Source organism: Paenarthrobacter aurescens (genome assembly GCF_025421775.1).
In the GTDB taxonomy this organism is placed as follows: domain Bacteria; phylum Actinomycetota; class Actinomycetes; order Actinomycetales; family Micrococcaceae; genus Arthrobacter; species Arthrobacter aurescens_B.
On record NZ_JAOEFX010000003.1, the window covers coordinates 336,511 to 362,162 of the forward strand.

Genomic DNA, 25,652 nt, shown 5'->3' on the forward strand with positions numbered 1-25,652 from the left:
TTAGACGTTTGACGTCTAATGTCTAGAGTTTTGTGGCGAACCTCTCCGGCTGTGCGCGGATGGGGACGCCTAGCGGGGGTTGCGTGAACCCAGCCGCTGTACCGCCAACGCCAGCCAGAGCTGCACCCGGTCCTGCGTCTGCGAAGGGTCGTAGCCGGTCAGTTCGGTGATCTGCGCCAGACGGTATCGCACGGTATTGCGATGCAGGGTCAGGGCTTCGGCGACGGCGGCAACTGACCCGTTGTGGTTCAAGTAGCTTTCCAGGGTGGCCACCAACTCGGCCCCGTGGGCGGCGTCGAACTTCCGGAGAGGCGTCAGTGACTCGCTGGCCATATCCGCCAGGGGAACGTCCTCGCTGGCGAGCAGCAGGGACGTCAGGCTCAGGCGTTCCGGCTCGTTCACCGGCAAGCCGTGCGCCACGGCGTCGCGCGCTTCAAAGTAGCTCCAGCGCAGGCCGTTCGGCTTCGTGTAGGCGCCGCCGATCCCGATCACGGCGTGGATGCCGGCCTCCTGCAGGTGGTCACTGAGGCTCTTGGCCAAAGCCGTGGCCGAACTGCCGTCGTCGCTGACTACGGTGACCAGGTCCTTTCCGACGACGGCGCTGACGCCGGCTTCCAGCGCTTGGGGCAGCGAAATGCTGACCAGTTGCTTATGGTGTGCCGCGGATTCCGCAATGAGCACCACGTTCTTCCGGGTGCTGTTGATGCCGACGCCTGCCAAACGGCGGGCGGCCTCAATGGTTTCCAGGGTGCCGTGAATGACGTCGTCCAGCACCTGACCGGCCATGGCCCGCTGGGACTGACGCTGCTTGACCATGTTGTTGAGTTCAACGCTGATGAGGTTTTGCGCGTAACTGACAATTCCGGAGTCCACGAACGGCTGCCGGAGCCAGAGCGTGCAGGCGTCCCTGCGGCCGGTGGGAATCGGATACGACGCCCAGCCATCCGCCGTCGGGGCCGGCTTCCCGGCCACACTGTTGTAGAGCTGGGCGCTGAACTGGGTCAGCACCACGTCAGTGCGGAGCATGCTGCCCAGTTGTTTGAGGAGTTCGTTTAGGCCACCACCAGTGAGGAGTGAGCGGGCCAGGATCTGGTGCCCGGCAAGGAGCCTTTCCAGATTGGAGTAATGGTCCGCGGAGTGCGACTCGGCCACGAGCTTTCCGATCGCGATAAACGGGATCTCGTAGGGCACTTCCACCAGTGGCAGTCCCCAGCGGTTGGCCTCCGCGATGAGGGCATCCGGCACGGACTCGTGGGTAAGGCCGATGCCGAAGCCGATGCCCACGGCTCCGGCGCGCTGGGCTTGGCGGACGAAGCGGCGCTGATCGGCAGCGCTCTTGAGGCGCAAGCCCGTGGTGAGGACCAATTCTCCGCCGCTCAGGAAACGTTGCGGGTCTTCAAGCTCCGTCACCGCAACCCAGCTGATGTCCTGGTTCAACGTGGTTTCCGCAAGGCCGGCCTGGCGGAGTTTCAGGGAGGGGACAGCGACGAGTGAAGCGAGGGACATTGCCATGGTTAAAAGCGTAACCCGACGCTGGTCAAGCGCACTAAGGCGGGGCCTCGTCTGTGTGCAGCTGACTATTCCTTGCACTCCCTCCCTGGCATAGGCTCTGATCAGCTAAATCCATGCTCAGACACCGAAAGAGGGTTGCACGCCGTGGTTCAAACCTTGCAGAACTTCATCAATGGCGAATTCGTCACACCGGCAGGTACGGGTCTCCTGGACATCGTGAACCCCGCCACCGGGGAAATCGTTGCCAAGTCGCCCATTTCGGTGCAGGCCGACGTGGACGCAGCCATGACCGCGGCCAACGAGGCTTTCAAGTCGTGGAAGAAGGCCACCCCGGGCCAGCGCCAGCTGATGCTCCTCAAGCTTGCCGACGCCGTTGAGGCCAACAGCGACGAACTCGTCGAAGCCCAGCACCGCAACACCGGCCAGGTCCGCTCGCTCATCGCTTCCGAGGAAGTGGCCGCAGGCGCCGACCAGCTCCGCTTCTTCGCCGGTGCTGCACGCATCATGGAAGGCAAGTCCGCAGGCGAATACTTCGAGGGCCACACCTCCTACGTACGTCGCGAACCGATCGGCGTCGTAGCCCAGGTTGCGCCGTGGAACTACCCGTTCCTCATGGCCATCTGGAAGATCGGCCCCGCCCTGGCCGCCGGCAACACCATCGTTCTCAAGCCTTCGGACACCACTCCGGAATCAACCTTGGTGCTGGCGCGCCTTGCTGGTGGGATCTTCCCGGCCGGCGTCCTCAACGTTGTCCTCGGCACCGGCGAAACCGGCGCAATGATGGTTGACCACAAGGTCCCCGGCCTGGTGTCCATCACGGGCTCCGTCCGCGCAGGCATCGCCGTCGCCAGCGGCGCAGCCAAGGGCCTCAAGCGTGCACACCTGGAACTTGGCGGCAAGGCTCCGGCCATCGTCTTCAAGGACGCCGACATCAAGAAGAGCGCGGCGGCCATCGCCGAGTTCGCCTTCTTCAACGCCGGCCAGGACTGCACGGCGATCACCCGCGTGCTGATCGAAGACTCGGTCCACGATGACGTTGTGGCAGCCATGGTGGAGCACACCAAGACCCTGCAGACCGGTTCCCAGAATGACGAAGACAACTACTTCGGCCCGCTGAACAACGTGAACCACTTCAATGCTGTGACCTCCGTAGTGGAGAACCTTCCGGCGAACTGCAAGATCGAAACCGGCGGCCACCGCGCAGGCGAGAAGGGGTTCTTCTTCGAGCCCACCATCATCTCCGGCGCCAAGCAGAGTGATGACATCGTGCAGAAGGAAACCTTCGGTCCGGTCATCACCGTGCAGAAGTTCAGCACGGAAGAAGAAGCGCTTGAGCTGGCCAACGACGTCGAATACGCCCTGGCGTCCAGCGTCTGGACCACCGACCACGGCACGGCCATGCGTATGAGCCGCGACCTGGACTTCGGTGCGGTCTGGATCAACACCCACATCCTCCTGACGGCAGAGATGCCGCACGGCGGCTTCAAGCAGTCCGGCTACGGCAAGGACCTCTCCATGTACGGCGTCGAGGACTACACGCGCATCAAGCACGTGATGTCAGCACTTGACGCTTAGTTCCCCTGTTCCCAGAAAGGCAACCACCCCATGACTACTACCGCGAACGAACTCTCGTACCGCATCGAGCAGAAGCGCAACATCAACGGCGCCTTCCCCGGCCCCAAGTCGCAGGCACTGGCTGAGCGCCGCGCCGCCGTCGTCGCAGCCGGCGTCGCCTCGGGCGTCCCCGTCTACGTTGAAGACGCCGACGGCGGCATCATCCGCGACGTCGACGGCAACTCCTTCATCGACCTCGGCTCCGGCATCGCCGTGACCAGCGTCGGCGCGTCCGACCCCGCCGTCGTCGCCGCTGTCCAGGAAGCTGCCGCGCACTTCACGCACACCTGCTTCATGGTGACTCCGTACGAGGGCTACGTTGCAGTTGCCGAGCAGCTCAACCGCCTCACCCCTGGCGACCACGCCAAGCGCACCGTGTTGTTCAACTCCGGTGCTGAAGCCGTTGAGAACGCTGTCAAGGTTGCACGCCTGGCCACCGGCCGCGACGCCGTCGTAGCTTTCGACCACGCCTACCACGGCCGCACCAACCTGACCATGGCACTCACCGCCAAGGCCATGCCGTACAAGACCAACTTCGGCCCGTTCGCGCCCGAGGTCTACCGCATGCCCATGAGCTACCCGTTCCGTGAAGAGAACCCGGAGATCACCGGTGCCGAGGCCGCCAAGCGCGCCATCACCATGATCGAGAAGCAGATCGGTGGCGACCAGGTTGCCGCCATCATCATCGAACCCATCCAGGGCGAGGGCGGCTTCATTGTCCCCGCAGAGGGCTTCCTTCCGGCGCTGTCCGCTTGGGCCAAGGAAAAGGGCATCGTCTTCATCGCTGACGAGGTCCAGTCCGGCTTCTGCCGCACGGGCGAGTGGTTCGCCGTTGACCACGAAGGTGTTGTTCCGGACATCATCACCATGGCCAAGGGCATCGCCGGCGGCCTCCCGCTGTCCGCGATCACCGGCCGCGCCGACCTGCTCGACGCCGTCCACCCGGGCGGCCTCGGCGGCACTTACGGTGGCAACCCGGTTGCTTGTGCAGCAGCACTGGCAGCCATCGACACCATGGAGCAGCACGACCTCAACGGCCGCGCACGCCACATCGAAGAGCTCGCCTTGGGCAAGCTCCGCGAACTGGCTGAAGAAGTTTCCGTGGTTGGCGACATCCGTGGCCGTGGCGCCATGCTGGCTATCGAACTCGTTCAGTCCGGCTCCAAGGAACCGAACGCCGAGCTCACCAAGGCCGTTGCAGCCGCTTGCCTCAAGGAAGGCGTCATCATCCTGACCTGTGGCACCTACGGCAACGTCATCCGCTTGCTCCCGCCGCTGGTCATCAGCGACGAACTGCTGATCGACGGCCTCGAGGTCCTCGCTGCTGCCATCAAGGCCCACGCGTAACTCACACCGTTTCAAGCAGGAGGAGGGCCGGGAATCCCGGCCCTCCTTTTGTGTTTAACAACGGCGGATTTAACGACGGCGGAACGTGCCTAGGTGCCCAGCGTCAGGTTCTTCTGGTGGCCATGCCCGTCGAGCTGGACCTCGATCACCAGCGGGTTGGCGCTGACCAAGACCACACCGGGCTCGGAATCCATAAGCGTGCTCCAATCGGACCCGGCGAGCGTGATCCTCACAGCAGCCTGTGTCCGTGACGGGTCAGCTACGGAGAGGGTGAGCTTGTCCCCGGTCTGGTGCGCCGCCAAGGTACACGGCCCTGAAGCCGAGTAGCTCCCGCCAGCTCCGGCCGCGAAGAAGTTGGCCATAACCAGCTTGTCCTTGGCCACCTCCACCATTTGGACCTCCGCAGAGTTGGCCAGGACCTTCACATCGGGGTTGGCGGACTGGGAGAACGTGGTGGAATGGCCAGCCGCCGGCAGGACCATATAGGCATAGCCGGAACTCACGGGGTCCTTGCCGTGGCGGTGCGTAATGCTCACGTAGTCCCGGGTGACGGGATCCGCGGTACCGCCGGTGTCCGCTCCTGAATTGATGTCGAACCAACTGCCTGTCCGGCGGACCACCGCAACTTCAGGAGCCCCGGATACGCCGGGGGCATCAAGGAAGACATAGCCCGCGTGGCCTTCAAGGTGCAAGGACCGTTGCAAAACCACGGGTGCGTCACCGGGTGCCATACGACGATTCCGGGAATCGGTGCGAACAGCGGGCACGGAACCGGCAGCGAAGGACCTGTTCTCGATGGTCGTCTGCACAGCCGATCCACCAGTGCCGGTGATGGCTGAGCCGAGGCAGACCACAGCGTCGTCCACGAAGAACCACGACTTGCGGCCGGACAGGGTCTTGTTGTGGTTCAGGTGGTCCATGCCGATGACACCCCAACGCCCGTCCACGGTCAGGCCACCGGCGAAGGCCTGGAAGGCGCGGGGGATGCCGGTCCCTGCCCCGCCAGCGCCGCTCGCCCGTGCTTGATCGTTGACCGTGGTCCCGGGAAGGGCATAAGGGTCAACGGTCGGCCAAAAGTCGGCGCTGAACTGGGACGGGTCCTGCCGTGTGTAAAGGAAGGTCATGCCGTCGCCTTGGTACCAGCCCAGGTTGTTTTCGCTGTTGCCCCACTCGTAGCGGCCAATGCGCTTGGAGGACAGATTGACCGTGCACCCCCACTGCGGCCGATGGTGGACCAGCCGGTCCTGGTCGGCGAACATCCTGCTGTAGACCGGTGCCGGCGCAGCCACCACGGCGGAATCGGACAGGACACCCAGGGACAGCAGTGACTTGGCCAGGCTCTGCGTTGGGTGCCCCACGAGTTTCTGGTCCGCACAGCGCTCCAACCAACCCTTGGCCAATGCGAGGAACCTTGACCGATAAGGCTCATCGCAGCCGGGCGCCAGCAGCAGGACAGCCGAGATCAGTCCAAAGCCGCTGACGTAGTCGGGTTCGCGCTGGCGGGAGACGGCCCGGCCGCGAACGGTGTCCATGATCCGGCCGTCCCAGACGAACGGCGCGTAGGTGTCCTCGATGGCGTCAAGGAGGACGGACCGCTTGGGGTCGTTCACTGCCCACGTGCTTCCACCCAGCATCGCGATGATCTCGGCAATGCCGGCCAGGGCCACCACGCCGTAGGTTCCCGCATAGGGCAAATAGGAGTGCTGGACATAGGAGCCGTCGGAGTAGAAGCCGTCGCCACTGGTCACATAGGTGAACACGCTGTTGATCCCACCGCGGACGGTGTCACTCAAAGCGTCCCTGCCCAGGGCGATCTCGTCGGGCTTGTTGTCCAGGATGCCCCGCATGCAGCAGGCCAGTGACTTGTCCACGCGGTTGGCGCCGGTCTCCGCCAGGGATGTAGCACGGCCTCGCCAATTCGGGTTGGGAGCGAACCACCGGACGGCTGCCAACAAAGAGGTCCGCAAGGCTTCGGGGACTTCAGCGTGAAGGAGTGTCAGGATGTCCACGGTCTTTCGGGGGACGCCGATCTCCCAGAACCACCAGTTGCCCGCCGCCTTGATGGTCGGCTTGTATGCGGTGTCATTCAGCAGCTTGAGTCCACCCACAATGTCAGCGGCCAGCTCCGGATTTCCGGCATAGGGGGTCCCTGGAACGGCGTATCCGAGCGCCATGTCGTAAAGCCGGTTGAAGTGCAGGCCCATGTTGCCGGTGGCGGCCGCGGCCTGGCCGATGCCGGTCAGCGGAATGTCACTCCACAACGATGTCCTACCAGGGGCTTTGTCCATGGAAGTCCAGCACTTTTCGGTGGTCTTGCCCATGCCTTCAAGCTGCGATGCGAGTTCGGGGACACCCGCTGCACTCCGGCTGCCGGTGAGGACAAGCCGCCGTCGATCGATCAGTTCCAGCAGGCCGGCGTCGGAGGCCGCAAAAGACGGCCCGGCGTGGGAGAGCAGAGCTCCTGCGAGGGCGGCTGCGCCGGCGGTACGGAAGAGGGTCCTGCGGTTCACTGTGGGTCCATTGACGTTCAAAACTGCTCCGTTCAAAACTGTTCCAGGCGTGATGGGGTGGACTTGGTTGCGAAAGTTTCCGCAACTTTATGTCCGGTTCCCGGTCACCTCAACAGACATGAACAAAACTGCTCAGGGCTTTTTGGGAGGCGAAACCGAGTCCCGGATGACTATGTGCGTGCCGACGGTGAGGGTGTTGTCCGAGGAGGCGCCGGCGTCGTGCGGTGACTGGGACAGGGCCAAACGGACAGCCTCGCGCCCCAGTTCTTCGAGCGGAACCCGAACCGTGGTGAGGCGGGGCCGCAGTTCGCTGGCCACCGGGACGTCGTCGTAACCAACCACGGAGATGTCCTGCGGAACGCGAATGCCGCGCTCCTCGAGCGCCTCGAGGATGCCGGCTGCCACGAGATCGTTGGCACCGAAAACTGCCGTGAAGTCCATGCCCTGGTCCAAGATTTCGCGCATGCGGCTGTATCCGAAGCCGCGGCCAAATGCGCCCTCGTGGACCAGCGAAGGATCCCGTTCAATCCCTCGGGCGTCCAAAGCGCGGTAGAAGCCGGCCAGACGGGACGCCGTTGTTGAAAAATCGCGCGGGCCTCCGACGTAAAGGATCCTGCGGTGCCCTTGGGAGATGAGGTAGTCGGTAATCGCGAAGGCGCCTCCTTCGTTGTCGTAGGTGACCATCTTGGTGGGCACTCCCGTTCCCAGGGACGGCCTGCCGCAGAGGACCAGGGTGGACCCGGCCGCAGCAAGCGCACGGGCCCGGTCGGCCATTTGCTTTCGGTACCGGGGGTCGTCCGAAGCGCCGCCCACCAGGATCACGGCATCGGTGCGTTGCTCGCGCATGAGGTCCACCAGCGCGAGTTCACGATCCTTGTCGCCGTGAGTGGCGGTGATAAGGCACATGCGCCCTTCGGCGCTCGCCTGCCGTTCAACGCCGCGGGCGATGTAAGCGAAGAAGGGGTCGGCGACGTCGTTGATGATGATTCCCACGGTGCGCGTGGTAGCGCCGGCAAGGGCACGGGCATGCGCATTTGCCACATACCCGAGGTCGGTCACGGATCGGAAAATGCGTTCACGCGTGGCTTTGGCCACCGGGTAGTTGCCGCTCAGGGCCCTGGAAACGGTGGCCACTGACACGCCTGCCGCCTGCGCGACATCGGCAATGGTGGCGCCGCTGCCGCCGCGGGCATGGAGTGGATCTGTGGGGGAGCTTTTCTCAGTCACTAGGCGATTCTCGCAAGATCCGCGGCCAATACCGGATAAGCCAAGGGCAAGCCCTCACTCAATCGCCGGATTTCCATGACCGCGTGGCTGCCCAGTCGGTGGATTTCGTTGCCCATGGCCCCCGCGATATGGGGCGTCAGTACAACATTGGGCAGTGTATGCAGCACCGATCCGGCAGGGAGCGGCTCGGGGTCTGTGACGTCAAGATACGCGTCGAGCCGTCCGGAAACGAGTTCGGCCGTGAGGGCTGCGGCATCGATGAGGGCACCTCGGGCGGTGTTGATGACCAGCGTTCCGTCCTTCATGAGGGCAAGCTGCCGGGCCCCGATGATGCCCCGGGTTTCTGCGATGTCGGGGGCATGGACGCTGACGACGTCGGACAGCGCACAGAGCTGGTCCAGCCCGACGGTTTCCACGCCCAGCGCTGAAGCCTCGACGGCGGTGAGGTAGGGATCGTAGACCAGCACCCTTGCGTCCAGGTTCTTGAGCAGACCGATCACCAGGCGGCCCACTCGAGAGGCACCGACAAGGCCTATGGTGACGCCGTTGGTTCCGATGGTGGGGAAACCGTAAGCATTGCGCGAGGCTCCTGTGGCGCGTAGTTGTTCACTGAACCGCCGGGCCCGCTTGAGGCCCATGACAATCGCGGCAAACGTAAACTCCGCCACCGGCACGGCGTTGGCTGCAGCAGACGATGACACTTTGATTCCGCGTGCATAGACCTCTGGGGACAGGAACGTCTTGACGGTACCCGCGGCATGGACGATGCAGCGCAGCCTCGGCAGCCGGTCCAACACAAAGGCGTCGATGGTGGGTGCACCCCACCCTGTGATCAGCAGCTCCGCGCCCGCAAGTAGCTCCAAGGCGCCCGGGGCGGAGAAGTCCGGAATGGGCTCCGGGTCCAGGAGGGTGACCATTCCATGGAGCCGGGCGAGGTCTTCGGAGCTGAACAGTGTGGGCAGGTTGTTGCGGCCCATCACGAACGCAGCCTGAATGGTGCCGGCGTGCTGGAGGTTGGTGGTCACTGCGGTTCCGTCCGGTTCGTTGATGAAAGTTCATAGAAAGCGCTTGCTATTTGCAGTCAGACTAGGCTGGCGTTCGAAATCCTGTCAATCCCGCAAGTTTCAATGAATGTATGGTTCTGTGCATGTTATTGACATCACACTATGGAACTGGGTAGCTTCTTCTCCATAGTAAACGCTTACTATTTCTAGCCACTGAGCGCTCCCCAGGCGCCGGGCCACTCCACATCCGCCCTGACGGCGCAGACAGAGGAAATACATGAGCAGCAACAGCCAGACACTCACGCCCCAGGCGACCCCCGACGCCGCCGGGCTGGCGCCGGTGGCGGAAGGCCGCCGTCGTGGTCGCCCACCGGCGGAACCTGCCGCACGGCAGGCCCGCAAGAAGAGCCTCATGGCCCGGATCCGACGCGACAAAGTGATGTTGCTCCTGATCGCCCCGGGCTTCCTGTACTTCGTGGTGTTCCACTACGTGCCTCTCGCCGGAAACGTGATCGCATTCCTCGACTACAAGCCCTACCTCGGCTTCGTGGACAGCGTCTGGGTTGGCCTGGACAACTTCGCGGCCATGTTCCAGGACGGCGCTTTCTGGGAGGCCCTTCGCAATACTCTGGTGATCACTGGTCTTCAACTGGCCCTCTTCTTCCCGGTTCCCATCTGCCTGGCCCTGCTGCTCAACAGCATCGTGTCCAACAAGATCCGGAAATTTGTACAGAGCGTGGTCTACCTGCCGCACTTCATCGGCTGGGTGATCATCGTGGCCGTCTTCTCCGAAGTCCTCGGAGCCACCGGGGCAGTTCCGCACCTGCTGGAGAGCCTCGGCCTTCCGCGCTTCGACGCCATGACCACTCCCGAGTTCTTCCCATTCCTGGTCACCATCCAGTCCATCTGGAAGGACGCAGGATGGGGCACCATCATCTTCCTGGCAGCGCTCATGAACGTGGACCAGGAACTGTACGAGGCCGCCGCCGTGGATGGGGCAAACGCCCGGCACCGGCTCTGGCACATCACGCTCCCGGGAATCATGCCGGTGATCGTCCTGCTGCTCATCCTCAACCTCGGCAGCATCCTGTCCGTCGGTTTCGAACAGATCGTCCTGCAACGGGACAACGTGGGTCCCGGTGCCGGCGAAGTGCTGGATACATATGTCTACTTCCATGGCATCCAGGACGGGCAGTGGGGGCCAGCGGCCGCTGTCGGGCTCGTCAAGGGGATCGTCGGCCTGATCCTGGTCCTCGGCGCCAACAAGCTCGCGCATTTCTTTGGACAGGAAGGTGTCTATTCCAATGGCAAATCCAAGTAGCACGATGGTGGCTGGCCTCGGCCGCCGCCCCAAGAACGGTCCGAAGAACAGCCCAAGGAACCGCCCGAAAACAAAGGACACCCGGCCCATCTGGATGGAAAAGCCGAAACCCGCCATGCAGGTTTCCAAGGCCATCGCATTGGTGGTGATCTGCTTCCTGGCGCTGTATCCGCTGCTGGCAGTGCTGGCCACGAGCCTTTCCAGCCAGAGCGAGATCGCCAACAACAACGGTCTGGTGCTCTTCCCCAAGGAGCCCACGTTCGCCGCGTACCAGACCATCTTCGCCGGTGGCGTTGTCACTGATGCGCTGATCCGGTCCCTGGTGATCACCACCGTGGGCACGGCCCTGTCCCTGGTGGTCACGGTGGCCATGGCGTACGGACTGACCCGCCGGGACCTCGTGGGCGGCCGCTTCTTCCTCATGACGGCGCTGTTCACCATGCTGTTCAGCCCGGGCATCATTCCCAGCTTCCTCATGGTCAAGGAACTCGGATTGCTGGACAGCTACGCGGCCTTGGTCCTTCCCACGCTGATGAGCGCCTTCAACCTGGTAGTGGTGCGGTCCTTCTTCATGAACCTCCCACAGGAACTGTTCGAAGCCGCGAAGATCGACGGTGCGGGCGACTTCCGCATCCTGGTCCAGATGGTGCTGCCACTCTCACGCGGTGTGTTGGCCGTCGTCGGACTTTTCTACGCAGTGGGCTACTGGAACGCGTTCTTCAACGCCATGCTCTACCTGAACGACGACAAGTGGCCGCTGTCCATGATCCTTCGCCAATACGTTCTCCTCGGCCAACCCATGGGTGACTCCGCAGTAGCCGAGATCGCGGTGCCGTCCCAAGCGATCCAGATGGCCGTCGTCGTGATTTCGCTGATCCCCATTGTGATCGTTTTCCCGTTCCTGCAGCGGTACTTCACCAAGGGCGTCCTCACCGGCGCCATCAAAGGCTAGTCGACTCAACTACCCATTTTTTTAGAAAGGGAATCCCATGCATTCAGTCCCGACTTCCGGCCCCAGCCGCCGGAACTTCCTTTCCGTTACGGGCATCGGTGCCCTGGCGTTGTTCAGTGGCGGTGCCTTGGTTGGCTGTGGCCAGCGAACCACCAGCGTTGCCTCGAACGCGAGCGAGGCGTTGCTGCCCACGCACATGCCCCTCAAGGCGGCAGCTGCAGATATTGCCGGCACGGCAGAGGGCGTCCCGGCGGCGTTCTATAAGTACCCCGCACCGTTCCGCAGCGTAGAAACCGCGCCACTCAAGGGCAGCAAAATTACTGCCATCACCAACCTTTTCGGCACGGCGCCCAATGCGCGGGCGGACAACCCTGCTTGGCAGGCCATCGAAGCACGCCTGGGCGGCCAGGTGGAGATCACCTCGGTTTCCTCGGATGACTACGCCACGAAGTTCAACACGATCATTGCCGGCGGCGAGCTGCCCGACCTCATGCTCAACGACGGCGCCGCGGTGCCCAACATCGTGGAGTTTCTCCAGGCCAAGTGCGCGGACCTGACGCCGTTGCTGGGCGGCGACAAGATCAAGGATTACCCCAACCTGGCGGCCATCCCGGAGGTGTTCTGGAAGCAAACAGTCCAGGCCGGCAAGCTCTACTCGTTGCCCATCCCGCGCAACCTCACCGGTGGCTCCGGCTTCGTGAACCAGACCCTGCTGGAAAACGTTGGCGTCAAGTTCACTGAGGACATCAAGGACAAAGACGATTTCTACCGGGTGGCCAAGGAGCTCACCAATCCGTCCAGGAACCAGTGGGCTTTGGGCAGCACCAAGTTCGGGCTCACGATGCTCCACCACATGTTCCGCACGCCGAACGTCTGGAAGAACGACGGCGGCAAACTCACCAGGGCGTTCGAGACGGACGAATACCTGGCCGCCATCGAGTTCGCGGCCAAGCTCTACAAGGACGGCCTGTACGTGCCGGGTTCCGAGGGGTGGACCAAATCGCAGATGGTGAACTCCTTCATCTCCGGCAAGGTGGCCATGATCTACGACGGACTCCCCGCCTACATTGGCCCCACCGGCTACGGCCGCAGCATCCCCGCCGCCAACAAGGCCAACAAAGCCGTGCCATTCATCCCCGTGGGCCACGACGGTGGCAAGGCACAGACCTGGCTGGATAACATCACCTTCGCCACTGTCATGCTGAAGAAGGCCGACGAATCCAAGCTCAAGGAAGTTCTGGCGGTTGCAAACTTCCTGGCGGCCCCGTTCGGCAGCGAAGAGTACCTGCTGCTCAACTACGGAGCAGAAGGAGCGGACTACACCCTGGATTCCAACGGCAATCCCGTGGTCACCGAGCGCGCCTTGCTGGACAACGCCGTGCCGTGGAAGTATCTCGCCGCGCCGCAGCAGGTTGTCTACGACCCCAGCAACAAGGACATTGTGGACGTCATGCACAACGCGTATTCCAAGCTCATTCCGCTGGGTGTTGAAGATCCCTGCGGCACGCTGTTCAGCCCGACGAACGCCAGCAAGGGCGCCAAACTGGGCCAGCCCGTATCCGACGCCGCCACTGCAGTCATTGCGGGCCGTGGCACCATGGACGCACTCAAGAGTGCCGTGGCGGACTGGAAGAAGAACGGCGGCGACACCATCCGCGGCGAATACGAATCAGCCCTGGCCAAGTAGCCAGTCCGCACAACCCCAGTTTGCCTGAACCCAAGGACCCAACACCGTGACACAGTCCCTGCCCAACTTGCCGTGGCTACCCGAAACCAACAAAGCCCAGTCCCCGTCCACGGGCTGGACCCGCAGCCACTGGGAGGCCACGGCTGACCACTGGCTTGAACACATCCGTAACTACTCCAGCCCGCTCAAAGCCAGTCCGCGCCTGCCCGGCCCGGTGACGCGCGACGGCGAGCGCCGGGAAGGCATGGAGACCATCGGCCGGAGTCTGCTGATGGCGGCGCCGCGGATTGCGGGAGCCCGCGGCCAGGACAAACTGGGGCTGGCGGCGTGGTACCGGGAGGCGCTGCTGGCTGGAACCGACCCTGAAGGCGCGGAACGATGGCCGTTGGGGGTCACCTGCAAGTCTCCTTTGTTGGGAGTGACCAACTCGATCGTGGAGGCAGCGAACATTGCCTTCTCCTTGTTCGTAGGCCGCGAGTGGCTGTGGGAACCCTTGTCGGCGGGGGAGAAGAAGCAGGTTGCGGATTGGTTGCGGCACCATGCCCGGCTTGAGGTGTGGGGCAACAACTGGCAGTTGTTCCCCGCCATGGCTGAGGGTTTCCTGCGTTCTGTGGGCGAGGACGTGTCGGGCTGCACCGGTGCGCGGAACGTGGCGCGGGTGGAGTCCTGGTACCTGGGCGATGGCTGGTACACGGATGGGCCGGAGCACGCGATCGACTACTACAACGCGTGGGCCATTCACCCGTATCTGTGGGCTTGGTACAAGATGACCGGCCGGGAGGACACTCCTGAGGGCCGCCGTCATCTGGACCGGTTGCGCGAATTTGTGGGAACACAGAGTCTTATGTTCGCCAGTGATGGCGCGGTGCTGCACTTTGGGCGTTCCCTGGCCTACCGAACGGCAGTCCTTGCTGCCCTGTGGTGTGCGGAAATCTCGGGCGTGAACCCGCTGACCCCGGGCGCAACCCGACGTTTGGCGTCCGGGGTGCTGGCGAACTTCACCGCGAAGGGTGTTGGCGTTGACGGGCCGCCGAACCTTGGTTGGTACGACGAACACCTGGGATCCTGCCAGGCATACAGCGGTTTCGGTTCCCCGTACTTGGCGGGGATTGGCTTCCTGGGATTGGCCCTCCCGCCGGAGCACCGGGTGTGGCAGGACGTGGAAGAGCCGCAGCCCACGGACGGTCCGGCCCAGCTGCGGTCCTTGCCCGATGCCGGCTGGACGTTGAACACCCACGGCAGCTTGGTCCGGCTCACCAACCACGGAAGCGATCACTGTGGCCTGCCAGTTGGAGGCGGCACGGACCCTGACGATCCGCACTACGCCAAGTTCTCCTATTCCACGCATACGGCCCCGGGCACGGGAGCTGCATGGGAGGACAACGTGGATGGTCACCTTGCGTTGTTGGGGTCCGACGGCGTGGCAAGCCGGCGGTGTGCCCTTCGTGCCACACGCACGGAGGGACCTGTCAGCGGATCCGTCCACATTCCGCAGCTGTACGGGAAAGCCCTGTCAGGCACCGCCGTGACCACCGTCTCTGCAGTGGACGGGATCCATGAGCTTCGCTGCCACTTGGTCCGTGGACCGGTGGAGTATTCCGTCCGCGAAGGCGGTCATGCCGTCGCCGGAGCCCAACCCGTGCAAGCGGGCCGGTCCGAAGACACGGCATGGGTCAGCAACGGCGACGTGTTCGCGGCAGTCACAGCTCTCCACGGGTGGCAGGAGCCGGACAGCACACGCTATATGGGAGCCAACGCCATGGGCGAGCACTCAGCTGTCCCGAGCCTCAGCGCGAAGCGCAGCGCCGAGGAGACGGTCCACATCGCCCTCCACACCCTGACCCGGGACGAGGCTCCGGCCCCCGAAGCGCTCAAGGCGTCTGCCGCCGTCGTGGTTTCCGGTACGGAAGTGTCAGTCACGTGGGCGAGCGGCAATTCGCAGACTTTTGACCTGCGGACGTTTGTGCCGTGGGACGGGCAGGTGGGAAAGTGATGGACCTCAAGTACGGTGCGTCCCGCGAAGAACCCCGCGAGGATGCAGCAATGCAGCGGTTCCGCGGCCATCGGGTGGGGCAGTTTATCCACTGGGGCCTTTACGCGTTGCCGGCCGGCCGATGGGAAGGGAAGGACGTCGAATTCGCGGCTGAGTTCCTGCCTCGTGTCGCAAAGATTCCCCGGCAACGGTGGGAGGCGCTCGCCAACGATTTCACGCTGGCGGATTTCAACGCCGAGCGGTGGGCCGACACGGCGGTGGCGCTGGGTGCCCGCTACATGACCATCACCACCAAACATCATGACGGCTTCTGCCTGTGGCCCAGCGCCCACACGGACTTCCACATGGGTAACACTCCATCGGGACGGGATGTCCTGGGCGAGCTGGTGCAGGCGTATGAGGCCCGGGGGATAGACGTCAACTTCTACTACTCGGTGCTTGACTGGCGGCACCCGGACTGGCGCTTCACGCTGGAGAACGACGCCGACAACCTGGCCTTCGCGCGCTACCTCGACTTTGCGATGAAACAGTTGGAAGAACTGGCCGAACGTTATCCGAGTGTGAAGGGCTTCTGGTTCGACGGCACCTGGGACGAATCGGTGAAGGCCAACGGGTGGTGGACCTGGGAAGTCGAACGCATGCTGAAGGAACGTCTTCCTGGCGTGGTGGTCAACAGCCGTTTACGGGCGGACGACCTTGGGTCACGGCATGTGGACTCGAATGGATTGCTCATGGGCGACTATGAAAGCGGCTACGAACGCAGGCTGCCGGAACCGTGGGACCGCGGCGTGGCAGCCCGCGACTGGGAAGCGTGCATGACCATCCCGCAGGCAAGCTGGGGACACCATCAAGGGCCGTGGGCGCAATCGACACTTAAGCACCCTTGGGATCTGGTGGACATGATCGCCCACTGCACGTCCTTGGGCGGCAACTTCCTGCTGAACTTCGGACCCCGTGGAGACGGGTCCATGGCACCCGCCGAGGTGGAAATTGCCCGCAGTGTGGGGGAGTGGCTCGCCGTCAACGGGGAGGCAATCTACGGGTGCGGATTCGCTGAGGGCTGGGACTATCCGGGGTGGGGGTACTTTACCCGTTCTGCCACGGGCGACGTCTACGCCGTAGTGACCCGGGCGCCGGTATCGGGGCGGGTCCGGTTGGATTTGCCCGCAGGCTTGGAACTCACGGGCGTGCGGTTGCTGGGCTCCGGTGTGCATCCGTTCAAGAGGCTGGCCAACTCCGAGTTCGAGGTGGAATTGGGGGCTGCCTCAAACGTGGGACCGCTTGTTTTCGCCGTGGAAACCGGTGCCATCACAGGGGCACCGCCTGAGACGGAGCCAAACCCTGACGTGGTGGACTAGCTGGCTGGGTTGGAGGTCGCTGGAACGCTGCGAGGTCGCCCGATAGCTCCGGCGATCTGGCACGCTTCCGGCGACCTCGCGCAACTCCGGCAACTCCGGCGACTTCGGCGGCCCGAGTCAGGCCCCGGCAGCTGCCAACCGGGCCTTCTTCTTCAACACCGAGTTCTTCCGGGTGGTCCTGAGCATGTCGATGGTCAGCAAGACCAGCGCCAGCCACACCACGCAGAACCCTATCCAGCGGGCCGTGGTCATAGTCTCGTGGAACACCGTCAGGGCCACGATGAACTGAAGGACCGGGGCGAAGTATTGGAGCAGGCCGATGGTGGTCATGGGCAAGCGGCGGGCTGAGGCACCGAAGAACAGCAGGGGCACGGCGGTGATCACGCCGGATGCCACCAGGAGCCAGAAGTGGCCAGCTCCCAGAGTGGTGAGGGTCTGGGCCCCTGTCACACCAAGGACCACCATGGTGATGGCAGCGAGCGGGGCCAACACCACGGTCTCGACACTGAGGCTGGTGAGGGCATCAACCCTGGGACCGACGCGCTTCTTCACGAAGCCGTACAGGCCGAAGCTGAAAGCCAGGATCAGCGCGATCCAGGGAAGCTGCCCATAGGAGAAGGTCAGGACGCCAACCGCGACGAAACCAATTCCCACTGCTGCCCACTGCAAGGGGCGCAACTTTTCCTTGAGCACGAAAACACCCAGGAGGACAGATACCAGGGGGTTGATGAAGTAGCCCAAGGAGGTTTCCACCGCGTGGCCGGTGGTGACGCCGAACGTGTAGGTGAGCCAGTTGATGGCGATCAAGCCCGCTGCCAGGGCGAGGGGACCGAACACGGAACGATCTTTCACCGCAGCCCAGAACGTCTTCCAGGCCCGGGTGATGGTGATCAGCAGCGCACAGAAGAGCAAGGACCACACGATCCGGTTGGCCACGATCTCGATCGCAGTGGCCGGCATCAGGACAAAGAAGTACAGCGGAAGCAGGCCCCACAGGCCATAAGCGCCGATGCCGAACAGGATTCCCGCCGTCGACTCGCTCCTCACCGGCTTGCCACCTGGCTGGCGGGCCCCACCGCCGGTACCTCCACCGCCGGTACCTCCACCGCCCGCGACTGCCGTCGTCGTTGGCTTGGTAGTAAAGGAGGAGTTGGCAGCTATCTGATCCGGTGTCGACACATTGTCGGCAACACCATCCACCAGCGCAATATTCCGCAATCTTTATGATTTTCTGTGACTCCTGCCATATAAGCGGCCGGGCGCAGGGTGGACATCTAGAATTGGAATCTGCGCGCCCCAACAACGGCGTGGCTCACTGCTTCGGAAGGGCTAACGGTGTCCAACTCAGCCGCAACCACCCCCAAACGTCCACTTCGCGTTGCGATCGTTGGCGCAGGGCCCGCAGGCGTTTACGCCGCGGATATCCTGACCAAATCGAACGAGGTCAAGGACGGCGAGGTGGAGGTCAGCATTGATCTCTTCGAGGCACATCCGGCGCCGTACGGCCTGATTCGTTACGGCGTGGCACCCGATCACCCCCGCATCAAGGGCATCGTCAACGCTTTGCACAAGGTACTGGACCGCGGGGACATCCGCTTCCTCGGCAACGTGACCTACGGCCGGGACCTGACGCTCCACGATTTCCGTGCCTTCTACGACGCCGTGATCTTCTCCACCGGTGCCATCAAAGACGCTGACCTGAAGATCCCGGGAGTGGATCTGGACGGTTCGTTCGGCGGTGCAGACTTCGTGTCCTGGTACGACGGACACCCCGACGTACCCCGTGACTGGCCCTTGGATGCCAAGGAGATAGCGGTCATTGGCAATGGCAACGTGGCCCTGGATGTCGCCCGGATGCTGGTCAAGCACCCCGAGGAACTCCTGGTCACCGAGATCCCGGACAACGTCTACGCAGGGCTCAAGAAGTCCCCGGTCACCGACGTCCACGTCTTCGGCCGACGCGGTCCCGCCCAGGTGAAGTTCACCCCGTTGGAGCTTCGCGAACTGTCCCACTGCAAGGACGTGGACATCGTGCTGTACCCGGAGGACTTCGAGTTCGACGAAGCATCCGATGAAGCCATCAAGACAAACAACCAGATCAAGACCATGGTCAACACCATGACCAACTGGCTGGTGGAGGAGCATGCGGAATCCGAGCAGCCCTCCTCACGCCGCCTGCACCTGCACTTCCTGCACAGTCCGGTGGAAATTCTGGACTCAGCGGAGACACCGGGAAAGGTCTCGGGGATCAAGTTCGAGCGCATGCAGTTGGACGGAACAGGCAATGCCAAAGGCACCGGCGAGTTCATCGAATACCCGGTCCAGTCCGTCTATCGCGCCATCGGCTACCACGGTTCCCCGCTGGAGGAACTTGAGTACGACGCCCGCCGCGGCGTCATACCGAACGACGGCGGTCGCGTCCTGGACGCCGACGGCAAGCCCGTACCGGGAATCTACGCAACGGGCTGGATCAAGCGCGGACCGGTCGGCTTGATCGGCCACACGAAGGGCGATGCGCTGGAGACCATCGGCTTCCTCCTCGAGGACAGGCTCAATCTGCCCCCGGCCGAGAACCCGGATCCGCAAGCCATCATCGATCTCCTGGAGGAACGCGGGATCGAATACACCACCTGGGAGGGCTGGAACCGCCTTGATGAGCACGAGGCCGCCCTGGGTGCTGCGTGGTCCGCGGGCGAAGAAAACGGAAACGGAATGGTCCGTGAGCGCATCAAGGTTGTTCCGCGTGAGGAAATGATCCAGATCTCCCGCGGCTGACAATCTCCTCCACCCGAACTAGACTTCACGGTACTGTGCCGCCCACTACACGCAGCGCACGGTCATTGCGGACTACCAGGGAGTTCGATGAGGAAACCCATTCATCCGCCGGTTCCAGGCAGCGATGCCGCGGAGTTGGTCCAGAAGCATGCCTTGGTTGGCCACGAACGCCTGGACTCCCTGCGTCTGGGCGCGCCCGAGGATATCGTCGGCCTCCGCCGCTTGGTGCGTGAATCCTGGCAACGCTCCGCCAGCCTGCAGGCCAACCCCGACGTCGCCGAGGCGCCCCTCGCGATGGACCAGGACGAACTGGAGGAGTACCGCAGGCAGCATCCGCTGGCCACCATCATGCCCGTGATCAAGAAGCTGCTGGTCCAACCCAGCCATGACAGCGGCCTGTTGGTGGCGGTGGGCGACGACGTCGGCCGCCTCCTGTGGGTTGACGGCGATCCTGTGATGCAGCGCCGCGCTGAAGGCATGATGTTTGTTGCCGGAGCGGACTGGTCCGAAGCCTCCGTGGGTACCAGCGCACCCGGCACTGCACTGGCCCTTGACCGCAGCATCCAGATCTCCGGCGCCGAGCACTTCAAACGCTCCGTCCACCCGTGGAGTTGCACGGCGGTTCCCTTCCATGACCCCGACTCCGGGGCGGTGCTGGGCGTCGTGGACATCACCGGCACCGAAACAGCCGTGGCCGCGCACACGCTTTCCCTGGTGGAGGCAACGGTTGCTGCTGCGCAGGCACAACTGCGTATCGAGAGACTTCAGCTCGCTGCCGCCGTCCGTGAGAAACCACGACGCCGGAGCACGGCTGCCACCTCCACCCACGCGCTGTACCGCAACAGCTTGCAGCTGTTGGGCCGTGACCAAGCCCTCCTCAGCATCGACGGCCGGACCGTGTCCTTGTCCGCGCGGCACAGCGAAATCCTGGCCATCCTCGGCAGCCACCCTGACGGTCTCAGTGCTGAGGACCTGTGTACGCAGCTGTACCCCGGGGACGGATCCTCAGTGACGCTGCGGGCCGAGATGGTGCGGCTCCGCAAAGTGATCCAGGAACTCAGCCCGGAAGCGGTTCCCCAATCCCGGCCCTACCGCCTCCCCGTTGAGTTGCTTCCCGACTCCGGGCAGGTTCTTAGCTGCTTGCAACGTGGCGCCCACCGTATCGCCTTGGAAATCTACAAAGGTGCGCTGTTGCCACGTTCGGAGGCGCCCGGCGTCGTGCAGTTGCGTGAACGGGTCTCGCACCTGCTGCGCGAGGCGCTGCTCACTGACGGCAGCGTCGATTCGCTCCTCAAGTACGCGGAGCTGCCCGAGGCGAAGTACGACGTCGACCTCCGCCTTGCCGTCCTGAAGCAGCTGCCGCCGCGCTCACCCAAGCGGGTCGCCGTCGTAGCCGATCTTGAAAGGATCGACTCGGAACTCTCTGCGTGAGCTGAATCACAAGGTTGCAACGTAGCTGCAACCTCCTGCCTCCTAGGCTCGGATCAATGGCGACAGCCACCGTGATTCGCAGCAAAGGAGCTAGCAATGACTGTTTACGCACAGCCGGGTGCCGAGGGTTCGAAGGTCACATTCAAGGACCGCTACGAGAATTGGATCGGCGGCGAGTGGGTTGCCCCGGTCAAGGGCGCCTACTTCGAAAACATCACACCGGTGACGGGCAATGCTTTCTGCGAAGTTGCCCGTGGTACCTCCGAGGACATCGAATTGGCACTGGACGCCGCCCACAAGGTCGCACCCTCATGGGGCAAGACCTCGGCCACCGAGCGTGCAGCGATCCTGAACAAGATCGCCGATCGCATTGACGAGAATGTGGAGCTCCTCGCGGTCGCAGAGACGTGGGACAACGGCAAGCCCGTCCGTGAAACCCTGAACGCCGACATCCCGTTGGCAGCCGACCACTTCCGCTACTTCGCCTCCGCTGTCCGTGCCCAGGAGGGCCATCTCTCGCAGCTGGATGAGGACACCACCGCCTACCACTTCAAGGAACCGCTGGGGGTTGTTGGCCAGATCATCCCGTGGAACTTCCCCATCCTCATGGCCGTCTGGAAGCTGGCACCGGCGCTCGCCGCCGGCAACGCCGTGGTGCTCAAGCCCGCTGAGCAGACGCCGACGTCCATCCTGGTCCTCATGGAACTCATCGGTGACCTTCTGCCGGCAGGCGTGGTGAATGTGGTTAACGGTTTCGGTGTTGAAGCCGGCAAGCCGCTCGCATCCAGCTCCCGCATCCGGAAGATCGCCTTCACGGGCGAGACCACCACGGGGCGACTCATCAGCCAGTACGCGTCCAACAACCTGATCCCGGTCACGTTGGAACTTGGCGGCAAGAGCCCCAACATCTTCTTCGACGACGTCGCCGCCCAGAACGACGCCTTCTACGACAAAGCCCAGGAAGGCTTCACGCTCTTTGCCTTCAACCAAGGCGAAGTCTGCACCTGCCCGTCCCGTGCGTTGGTCCAGGAGGGCATCTATGACTCTTTCATGACGGACGTCGTGGCCCGCACCAACAAGATCATCCAGGGCAACCCCCTGGATACCGACACCCAGGTTGGCGCGCAGGCATCGAATGACCAGTTGGAGAAGATACTGTCCTACATCGACATTGGAAAGCAGGAGGGCGCCAAGGTGCTCACCGGTGGTGCCCGCGCCGAGCTGTCCGGTGACCTGGCAGGCGGCTACTACGTGCAGCCCACCATTTTCGAAGGCCACAACCGGATGCGCATCTTCCAGGAGGAGATCTTCGGCCCGGTAGTGTCCGTGACCAAGTTCAGCGACTACAACGACGCAATCGGCCTCGCCAACGACACGCTGTACGGTCTGGGCGCCGGAGTCTGGTCGCGCAACGGAAATGTCGCCTACCGCGCCGGCCGGGAAATCCAGGCCGGTCGCGTGTGGGTCAACAACTACCACGCCTACCCGGCAGGTGCCGCCTTCGGCGGCTACAAGTCCTCAGGCATTGGCCGTGAGAACCACGCCATGATGCTGGACCACTACCAGCAGACCAAGAACCTCCTGGTCAGCTACAACGAGAACAAGCTGGGCTTCTTCTAAGAGTTTTTGTACAGCAGATGCCCTTATGGAGCGGTTTTAGGGGCATCAGCTGTACAAAAACTCCCATCATTCGTACAGATCAAAGGAGATCGTCAATGACCACCATGCACGCTGCAGTCGTCACGAAATTTGGAACCGACCTCGAGATCATGGAAGTGGAACGCCCGACGCCGGGTCCCGGCCAGGCGCTGGTGCGCCTCATCACCTCGGGGGTATGTCATACCGACCTGCACGCCGCCGAGGGTGACTGGCCGGTCAAACCGACACCGCCCTTCATCCCCGGCCATGAAGGGGTGGGTGAAGTGGTGGCCCTCGGAGACGGCGTCACGGATGTTGCCGTGGGCGACCTCGTCGGGAACGCCTGGTTGTGGTCGGCTTGTGGTGATTGCCAGTATTGCCGTACCGGCTGGGAAACCCTGTGCGAGTCCCAGCAGAACGGTGGCTACAGCGTGGACGGCTCGTTCGGCGAGTACATGTTGGTGGACACCCGCTTCGCTGCACGCATCCCTGCAGGCTCGGACCCTGTGGAAGTTGCGCCTGTGCTGTGCGCCGGCGTCACCGTCTACAAGGGCTTGAAGATGACGGAGGCCAGGCCGGGACAGTGGGTCACCATCTCCGGCATCGGCGGGCTGGGACACATCGCAGTGCAGTACGCGGTGGCCATGGGTCTTCGCGTGGCAGCGGTGGACATTGCTGATGACAAGCTGGCCCTTGCCCGCGAGCACGGCGCGGAACTGACAGTGAATGCCCTGCATGAGGACCCGGCCGAGGTCATCCAGCGCGAAACGGGCGGGTGCCACGGTGTCCTGGTCACGGCGGTGCACCCCTCAGCGTTCGGCCAGGCGATAGGCATGGCGCGGCGCGGTGGGACGATCGTCTTCAACGGGCTGCCTCCGGGAGACTTCCCGGCGCCCATCTTCGAGATCGTGCTCAAAGGTCTCACGGTCAGGGGGTCGATCGTGGGCACGAGGCAGGATCTTGAAGAGGCACTGGAGTTCTACGCGCAGGGAAAGATCAAGCCGACGGTGTCTACCCGGGAGCTCTCGGAGGTCAATGCGGTCTTTGACGAGATGAAGCACGCAAAGATCGACGGCCGAGTGGTTCTGAAGTTCTGATGGATTCCACCAGCTTGGAAGCTGCGGTGACACTGCCCGGGGAGGACTTTTCCCGGGTGGCGCTCACCGCGGTTTCCGTAGAGCTTCTCCGCAAGCTCTGGGACCAGCACGGACCGCTGATGTTCCATCAGTCGGGCGGCTGCTGCGACGGCTCGGCACCCATGTGCTACCCGGCGGGGGAGTTCCTGACAGGGGACTCCGATGTCCTCCTCGGCCGGTTCGACATCGGGTCCGATGACGGGGCACAGCCTCTGGAGTTCTGGATGTCCAAGGAACAGTTCAATTACTGGTCGCACACCCACCTCACTGTGGATGTGGTCCCCGGCCGCGGCAGTGGGTTCTCGGTGGAGTCTCCCGAAGGTAAACGATTCCTGATCCGATCGACGCTCATGGACTGGGACGTGGCCAGCATCTAGGGTGATTGGCTGGTGTGATCGGCGCAACGTGCCTTCATCACACCAGTCACACCTGTCACGGGAGTACGGGACTCGTCTCACTATCTGGGATAAATATGGCCGTCCATTGGCCGGACACTATTCTTGATGAGTCCTATACCACTCCCATCCAGAATGTGGCATTTTTATGAACATTTTCAGGACCAAATCGATTGAACAGTCGATCGCCGATGCCGACGAACCCGGTCGCAAGCTCAAGCGCAGCCTGAGCACCTGGGACCTCATGATCATGGGTGTCGCCGTTGCTGTCGGCGCCGGGATCTTCTCGGTAGGCGCCAAGGCTGCTGCAAACTTTGCCGGCCCCGCCGTCACCATCTCTTTCGCCATCGCTGCCGTCACGTGCGCGCTGGCCATCATGTGCTACGCAGAATTCGCCACGGCAATTCCCGTAGCCGGCTCCGCCTACGTCTTCACCTACGCGACCATGGGCGAGGTCCTTGCGTGGATTATTGGCTGGAACCTCATCCTCGAACTATTCACCGCTGCGGCGGTGATCGCCAAGTACTGGGGCATCTACCTCAGCACGGTCTTTGGCCTGATGGGCGTGGACATGCCGCCGTCAATCAAGGTGGGCGGCGTTGACCTCTATTGGGGTGCCTTCCTCATCGTGGCGATCTTCACCGTGCTGCTGGTGCTGGGGACAAAGTTGTCCGCCCGCGTCGGCAACGTGTTCACGCTGATCAAGATCGCAGTGGTGCTGTTCGTGATTGTGGTTGGCTTCAGCTATGTGAAGTTCTCCAACTACACCCCCTTCGTCCCGGCCTCTGAGCCCACCGATTCCGGTGCCGCGGACGTCATGAAGCAGTCCTTCTTCGGCTTCCTCACCGGCGCCGCTCCGGCCCAGTACGGAACGCTGGGCGTCTTCGCCGGCGCAGCCCTGGTCTTCTTCGCCTTCATCGGCTTCGACGTAGTGGCAACCTCCGCAGAAGAGGTCAAGAACCCGCAGAAGACCCTTCCCCGCGGCATCTTCGGTGGCCTTGCCGTGGTTACTCTGCTCTACATCCTGGTCTCCCTCGCGCTGACCGGTATGGTCTCGTACACCCAGTTGGCCGAGGTAAAGAACCCCACCCTGACCACAGCTTTTGAGGCCGTGGGCAACACTGACGCTGCCAAGATCATTGCGTTCGGTTCCCTGGTGGGCCTGACCACCGTGATCATGGTCCTGCTGATGGGCCTGTCCCGTGTAGTGCTGGCCATGAGTCGCGACGGACTGCTGCCACGCTCTCTTTCCAAGACCAGCGAGAAGCGTTCCACGCCGGCGCGACTCCAGATCATCTGTGGTGCAGCGGTGGCCTTGGTGGCCGGCCTGACCAACGTGGATCTCCTTGAGGAAATGATCAACATCGGCACGCTGTCCGCGTTCGTGATGGTGAGCCTGGGCATCCTGGTGCTCCGCAAGAAGCGTCCGGACCTCAAGCCTGCGTTCCGCGTACCGTTCGGCAAGGTCCTTCCGTGGGTCTCCGCAGTTCTCTGCCTCTACCTCATGACCAACCTCGCCGTTGAAACCTGGATCTTCTTCGCGATCTGGCTGGTCATCGGAATGGTCATCTACTTCTCCTACGGACAGCGTCACTCGCGGCTCAACGAGAAGTTCGCATCTGCCAGGGCCTCGGTCAACGGTGCTCCCGAAGTCCGCCGGGCCGACGGCGACGAAGACAGCTACACGAAGGTCTAAACCAATCACGGCAGCTTGTCAGACAGCTGCCACCTCTTGCTCTACAAGGCGCCCGG

At 63.2% G+C, this 25,652-nt stretch carries 18 protein-coding genes; 13 read left to right on the plus strand and 5 right to left on the minus strand.

All coding sequences use genetic code 11. The features are described 5' to 3' along the window. Positions 1 to 69: 69 nt before the first annotated feature. Positions 70 to 1,512 (minus strand): PucR family transcriptional regulator, encoded by a 1,443-nt coding sequence (locus N7568_RS07675; protein WP_261609296.1) that lies wholly within the window; start codon positions 1,510 to 1,512, stop codon positions 70 to 72. A 144-nt stretch (positions 1,513 to 1,656) separates the two neighbouring features. Here N7568_RS07675 and N7568_RS07680 point away from each other — a divergent pair, with 144 nt between their 5' ends. Together N7568_RS07680 and gabT are read left to right on the plus strand one after the other, a co-directional pair. Further along, positions 1,657 to 3,087: a gamma-aminobutyraldehyde dehydrogenase gene (locus N7568_RS07680; RefSeq protein ID WP_261609297.1), complete on the plus strand. Its 1,431-nt coding sequence runs from the start codon at positions 1,657 to 1,659 to the stop codon at positions 3,085 to 3,087. 30 nt (positions 3,088 to 3,117) lie between these two features. Beyond that, positions 3,118 to 4,473 carry a 4-aminobutyrate--2-oxoglutarate transaminase gene (gene gabT / locus N7568_RS07685; protein ID WP_261609298.1) on the plus strand — a complete coding sequence of 452 codons (1,356 nt, stop codon included), beginning with the start codon at positions 3,118 to 3,120 and terminating at the stop codon, positions 4,471 to 4,473. Between the two features lie 89 nt (positions 4,474 to 4,562). Here the strand turns inward: gabT and N7568_RS07690 are convergent, their stop codons facing one another. The 3 genes from N7568_RS07690 to N7568_RS07700 form a co-directional block, all read right to left on the minus strand. After that, complete coding sequence (locus N7568_RS07690; protein ID WP_261609299.1) at positions 4,563 to 6,983, minus strand: polysaccharide lyase 8 family protein; 2,421 nt, start codon at positions 6,981 to 6,983, stop codon at positions 4,563 to 4,565. A 132-nt stretch (positions 6,984 to 7,115) separates the two neighbouring features. Further along, on the minus strand, positions 7,116 to 8,210 hold the full coding sequence (locus tag N7568_RS07695; protein WP_261609300.1) for a LacI family DNA-binding transcriptional regulator: 1,095 nt from the start codon (positions 8,208 to 8,210) through the stop codon (positions 7,116 to 7,118). Continuing rightward, a complete protein-coding gene (locus N7568_RS07700) occupies positions 8,210 to 9,235 on the minus strand; it encodes a hydroxyacid dehydrogenase (protein ID WP_261609301.1) in 1,026 nt (341 codons plus the stop codon). The genes N7568_RS07695 and N7568_RS07700 overlap by 1 nt, the downstream gene beginning before the upstream one ends. A gap of 256 nt (positions 9,236 to 9,491) precedes the next feature. On the opposite strand from N7568_RS07700, the gene N7568_RS07705 reads away from it, so the two are divergent. The 5 genes from N7568_RS07705 to N7568_RS07725 are packed head-to-tail and all read left to right on the plus strand — an operon-like array spanning position 9,492 to position 16,525. Next, positions 9,492 to 10,535: an ABC transporter permease gene (locus N7568_RS07705; protein WP_261609302.1), complete on the plus strand. Its 1,044-nt coding sequence runs from the start codon at positions 9,492 to 9,494 to the stop codon at positions 10,533 to 10,535. Further along, entirely contained in the window at positions 10,519 to 11,487 is a 969-nt protein-coding gene (locus tag N7568_RS07710; RefSeq protein WP_261609303.1) for a carbohydrate ABC transporter permease, read from the plus strand. The genes N7568_RS07705 and N7568_RS07710 overlap by 17 nt, the downstream gene beginning before the upstream one ends. A gap of 37 nt (positions 11,488 to 11,524) precedes the next feature. After that, complete coding sequence (locus N7568_RS07715) at positions 11,525 to 13,174, plus strand: extracellular solute-binding protein (protein ID WP_261609304.1); 1,650 nt, start codon at positions 11,525 to 11,527, stop codon at positions 13,172 to 13,174. A 46-nt stretch (positions 13,175 to 13,220) separates the two neighbouring features. Continuing rightward, positions 13,221 to 15,167, plus strand: coding sequence for a DUF2264 domain-containing protein (locus tag N7568_RS07720; RefSeq protein WP_261609305.1), 1,947 nt, complete (start codon positions 13,221 to 13,223; stop codon positions 15,165 to 15,167). Then, complete coding sequence (locus tag N7568_RS07725; RefSeq protein ID WP_261609512.1) at positions 15,167 to 16,525, plus strand: alpha-L-fucosidase; 1,359 nt, start codon at positions 15,167 to 15,169, stop codon at positions 16,523 to 16,525. Before N7568_RS07720 ends, N7568_RS07725 begins: the two co-directional genes overlap by 1 nt. A gap of 117 nt (positions 16,526 to 16,642) precedes the next feature. Here N7568_RS07725 and rarD read toward each other — a convergent pair whose 3' ends face one another. After that, a complete protein-coding gene (rarD, locus tag N7568_RS07730; protein ID WP_261609306.1) occupies positions 16,643 to 17,743 on the minus strand; it encodes an EamA family transporter RarD in 1,101 nt (366 codons plus the stop codon). Between the two features lie 117 nt (positions 17,744 to 17,860). Here rarD and N7568_RS07735 point away from each other — a divergent pair, with 117 nt between their 5' ends. The 6 genes from N7568_RS07735 (at position 17,861) to N7568_RS07760 (ending at position 25,596) form a co-directional block, all read left to right on the plus strand. Further along, positions 17,861 to 19,300, plus strand: a complete 1,440-nt coding sequence (locus tag N7568_RS07735) for an FAD-dependent oxidoreductase (protein ID WP_261609307.1) — start codon at positions 17,861 to 17,863, stop codon at positions 19,298 to 19,300. 87 nt (positions 19,301 to 19,387) lie between these two features. Continuing rightward, positions 19,388 to 20,731 carry a GAF domain-containing protein gene (locus N7568_RS07740; protein WP_261609308.1) on the plus strand — a complete coding sequence of 448 codons (1,344 nt, stop codon included), beginning with the start codon at positions 19,388 to 19,390 and terminating at the stop codon, positions 20,729 to 20,731. Between the two features lie 96 nt (positions 20,732 to 20,827). After that, positions 20,828 to 22,351, plus strand: a complete 1,524-nt coding sequence (gene exaC / locus N7568_RS07745) for an acetaldehyde dehydrogenase ExaC (RefSeq protein WP_261609309.1) — start codon at positions 20,828 to 20,830, stop codon at positions 22,349 to 22,351. A 104-nt stretch (positions 22,352 to 22,455) separates the two neighbouring features. Next, a complete protein-coding gene (gene adhP, locus N7568_RS07750) occupies positions 22,456 to 23,466 on the plus strand; it encodes an alcohol dehydrogenase AdhP (RefSeq protein ID WP_261609513.1) in 1,011 nt (336 codons plus the stop codon). Continuing rightward, positions 23,466 to 23,882, plus strand: coding sequence for a DUF779 domain-containing protein (locus N7568_RS07755; protein WP_261609310.1), 417 nt, complete (start codon positions 23,466 to 23,468; stop codon positions 23,880 to 23,882). The genes adhP and N7568_RS07755 overlap by 1 nt, the downstream gene beginning before the upstream one ends. A gap of 166 nt (positions 23,883 to 24,048) precedes the next feature. Beyond that, a complete protein-coding gene (locus tag N7568_RS07760) occupies positions 24,049 to 25,596 on the plus strand; it encodes an amino acid permease (protein WP_261609311.1) in 1,548 nt (515 codons plus the stop codon). The last annotated feature ends 56 nt before the right edge of the window (positions 25,597 to 25,652 follow it).

What these genes read in the sequence shown, in the direction of transcription:
- N7568_RS07675 (WP_261609296.1), bottom strand. Translation starts at nt 1,512, where the DNA reads ATGGCAATGTCCCTCGCTTCACTCGTCGCTGTCCCCTCCCTGAAACTC.
- gabT (WP_261609298.1), top strand. Translation starts at nt 3,118, where the DNA reads ATGACTACTACCGCGAACGAACTCTCGTACCGCATCGAGCAGAAGCGC.
- N7568_RS07705 (WP_261609302.1), top strand. Translation starts at nt 9,492, where the DNA reads ATGAGCAGCAACAGCCAGACACTCACGCCCCAGGCGACCCCCGACGCC.
- N7568_RS07710 (WP_261609303.1), top strand. Translation starts at nt 10,519, where the DNA reads ATGGCAAATCCAAGTAGCACGATGGTGGCTGGCCTCGGCCGCCGCCCC.
- N7568_RS07715 (WP_261609304.1), top strand. Translation starts at nt 11,525, where the DNA reads ATGCATTCAGTCCCGACTTCCGGCCCCAGCCGCCGGAACTTCCTTTCC.
- N7568_RS07725 (WP_261609512.1), top strand. Translation starts at nt 15,167, where the DNA reads ATGGACCTCAAGTACGGTGCGTCCCGCGAAGAACCCCGCGAGGATGCA.
- N7568_RS07740 (WP_261609308.1), top strand. Translation starts at nt 19,388, where the DNA reads ATGAGGAAACCCATTCATCCGCCGGTTCCAGGCAGCGATGCCGCGGAG.
- exaC (WP_261609309.1), top strand. Translation starts at nt 20,828, where the DNA reads ATGACTGTTTACGCACAGCCGGGTGCCGAGGGTTCGAAGGTCACATTC.
- adhP (WP_261609513.1), top strand. Translation starts at nt 22,456, where the DNA reads ATGCACGCTGCAGTCGTCACGAAATTTGGAACCGACCTCGAGATCATG.
- N7568_RS07755 (WP_261609310.1), top strand. Translation starts at nt 23,466, where the DNA reads ATGGATTCCACCAGCTTGGAAGCTGCGGTGACACTGCCCGGGGAGGAC.
- N7568_RS07760 (WP_261609311.1), top strand. Translation starts at nt 24,049, where the DNA reads ATGAACATTTTCAGGACCAAATCGATTGAACAGTCGATCGCCGATGCC.